General features: G+C 62.1%; 4 protein-coding genes. All 4 read right to left on the minus strand.

Annotated features, from left to right (window positions below):
- Nucleotides 1–16 precede the first annotated feature (16 nt).
- On the minus strand, nucleotides 17–811 hold the full coding sequence (locus tag O2807_14515) for an alpha/beta hydrolase (protein MDA1001716.1): 795 nt from the start codon (nucleotides 809–811) through the stop codon (nucleotides 17–19).
- 270 nt (nucleotides 812–1,081) lie between these two features.
- Complete coding sequence (locus O2807_14520; GenBank protein MDA1001717.1) at nucleotides 1,082–1,681, minus strand: hypothetical protein; 600 nt, start codon at nucleotides 1,679–1,681, stop codon at nucleotides 1,082–1,084.
- A gap of 227 nt (nucleotides 1,682–1,908) precedes the next feature.
- Nucleotides 1,909–2,307 carry a hypothetical protein gene (locus O2807_14525; protein MDA1001718.1) on the minus strand — a complete coding sequence of 133 codons (399 nt, stop codon included), beginning with the start codon at nucleotides 2,305–2,307 and terminating at the stop codon, nucleotides 1,909–1,911.
- Between the two features lie 30 nt (nucleotides 2,308–2,337).
- Nucleotides 2,338–2,550, minus strand: a 213-nt coding sequence (locus O2807_14530) for a hypothetical protein (GenBank protein ID MDA1001719.1), incomplete at its 5' end; no start/stop codon positions are given.

Consider the following 2,550-nt stretch of genomic DNA (forward strand, 5'->3'; position numbering starts at 1 on the left):
CTTTCGGGCCGCCCCCCTAGAGCGAGCGGAGAAAATCGAGACAGATTCCGGTGAATTCCCCGGGCGACTCGACCAGCGCCACATGCCCGGTCTCCTCCAGGATGACCAGTTTCGAGCCCGCGATCCGCTCGTGCTGCTCGACCGCCTGGTGCCAGCCCACAATCAGATCGCGCTTGGAGGCCGTCACCAACGTGGGCACCTTTATCTTATGAATCTGATCGGAGACATCCCCTTTGAGGCAAGCGTCGAGCTGGCCGATCCACCCTTCCATCGGCGGGGAGCTTTCGATCAGCGCCTTTTTCTTCTTCGCCATCTCATCGGGGTGCGCGTTGTAATAATCGTGGGAGAAAAGACCCAAAATAGAAATTTCGGCCAGCGTTTCCCGATCGCCCCGCTCGGCGAGCACCTTGCGGTAGCTCTGAAACGCCTCCAGCCGGGGGGAGTTCCGGCTCCAGGTGTGGTGAATTCCCAGGCTCATTACTTTTTGGGGGTGCCGGAGCACCAGCTGCTGGGCGATGTGCCCGCCCATCGAAAAGCCCATGACGTGGGCCTTCCCCACTCCCGCCGCATCGAGCACCGCCGCCGCATCGTCCGCCATGTCGGCGAGGGAGTAGCCGGGCGGCGGAACACTGCTCGGCGGAACGCCGCGGTTGTCGAAATGGATGCACCGGAATTCTCTCGCGAAAACGGGATACTGACTCCCCCAAAGCGAGCGGTCGTGGCCCGTTCCGCTGATAAGCAGCAGGGGCGGACCCTCCCCGCTCACGCCGTAGTGAATCTCCACCTCTCCGGAAACCTTCACGACCGGCATCGGGCGTCTCCTCTCAAACGAATATTCACCCAAGCGTAAGCCACATCCCGGGGAGCGTCTACCAGAAAAAACGGGTAGTGGGTCAGTTTGCACAACGGACCCGTGGTGTCATTCCTCAGTCGCTGTGGAAAAGCAGATTCCTCGCGCCTCCGGCGCTCGGAATGACAAGAAAAAAAACGGACCCACTACCAAAAAGCGCCCCCCGCGAGGGGAGGCGCCCGAAAAACTGCCGGTGTCTCCTAGATACCAGGCCGGATGCGAGGCCGGATGCTAGGAAGGCACGCGGGAGCCGTAGATTTTTTCCGACGCCTCCTGGCTCACCGGATTCCCCTCGGGATCGTGCTGCGGGAAAGCCTTCAGCGTGCGCATGAACACCTGCAGGCCGTAGTGAAGCGCGATGAAGCCGCCGAGCTCCATGATCTGGGCCTCGGAGTAGTGCTTCTTGCCCGCGTCGTAGAAATCCTTCTTCAGCTTCGCCGGCTCCCGGTACATCAGCCAGGCGTAGCGCAGCGCCCACTTTTCGGCATCGGTGAACCGGGGGTCGTTCTCGAAATCCCCGCAGCCCGCCTCGATGCGATCTTCCGTCAGGCCTTCCTTTTTCGCCTTCTGGGATCGAAGGTTCGCAAAGTAGGGGTCCTGCGCCTTCCGGGCCAGCTGCACCCGGATGATCTCCTTGAGCTTGTGATCCACATTCCCCTCGGCGTGGGACATGTGCATCGCGTCGTGGAGCGCCTTCGCATAGCCGGGGGCATGGGCCATGATGCGGGGGAACAGATCGTCCGGCGCCCCCACCTCCTCGCACTGGGCGAGAATGCGCTTCCAGCCCTTCTCTCCCACCTTGTCTGCATCGAGCGGTTCGATGATCGGCATGATATCTCCCTATTCAGTAGTGGGTCAGTTTGCTTGTTTTTCTTGTCATTCCGAGCGCCTGGGGCGGGCCCCCCGGTGGAGGGCCTCCCGCGAATCTCCGATTCGCCGGGGTGCCCGGCGCGAGGGATCTGCTTTTCCACAGCAGATTCCTCCGTCGCTGCGGGTCCCACCCCGCGCTCCTTCGGAATGACACCAAGGAGCCACCCGGCAAACGGACCCACTACTCCCTATTCCGAATGGCCGTTTGTCTGGCCGTTTTCATCCTTCGCCATGGCCTGGGCGCGCTCCATCGGCCCGCGCAGGTGCGAGACCGGCTGGGCGCCGTAGATCTCGCGCGATTCCTCCTGGCTCACGAGGCGGCCGTCGGGCGAGAACATGGGATAGAAATCCAGCGTGCGGAAGAAGGTGTGATAGCCCACGTTGAAGCCGATGTAGGAGCCCAGCTCGACAATCTGCTCATCGGTGTAGTGCGCGCGGAGCCGCTCGTAGAACGCCGCGTCAATCTTCCCGGGGTGGAACTGCATCAGCTCGCTGTATTCGAGCGCGATCTTTTCGGCATCGGTGAATTTGCCGCTCGCGCGCCAGTTTTCGATGCCCTCGTCGATCAGCTCTTCCGTGAGGCCCATCTGCTTCGCCGAAGCAGAGCGGACGTTGCCTCAGTAGTTGCAGTCGGCCGCCCGGGAGAGCTGTACCCGGATGATCTCCTTGAGCTTGTGATCGACCTTGCCGGTGCTGAAGACCGTGCCCCAGGCGATGTACATCGCCTTGGAAAGATCCTCGTTGTGGCCCTGCATGGCGTGGAAGGCCGGGTCCGGCGCGCGGTGCTTCAGGCACTTGTTGACGAACGGCGCCAGCTTCGTCTTCTTCAG

It is taken from the genome of bacterium (genome assembly GCA_027622355.1).
Taxonomy (GTDB): Bacteria; UBA8248; UBA8248; order UBA8248; family UBA8248; genus JAQBZT01.

Bases quoted from the DNA above. Each gene is read 5' to 3' on its own strand.
- O2807_14515 (MDA1001716.1), bottom strand. From the start codon at position 811: ATGCCGGTCGTGAAGGTTTCCGGAGAGGTGGAGATTCACTACGGCGTG.
- O2807_14520 (MDA1001717.1), bottom strand. From the start codon at position 1,681: ATGCCGATCATCGAACCGCTCGATGCAGACAAGGTGGGAGAGAAGGGC.
- O2807_14525 (MDA1001718.1), bottom strand. From the start codon at position 2,307: ATGGGCCTCACGGAAGAGCTGATCGACGAGGGCATCGAAAACTGGCGC.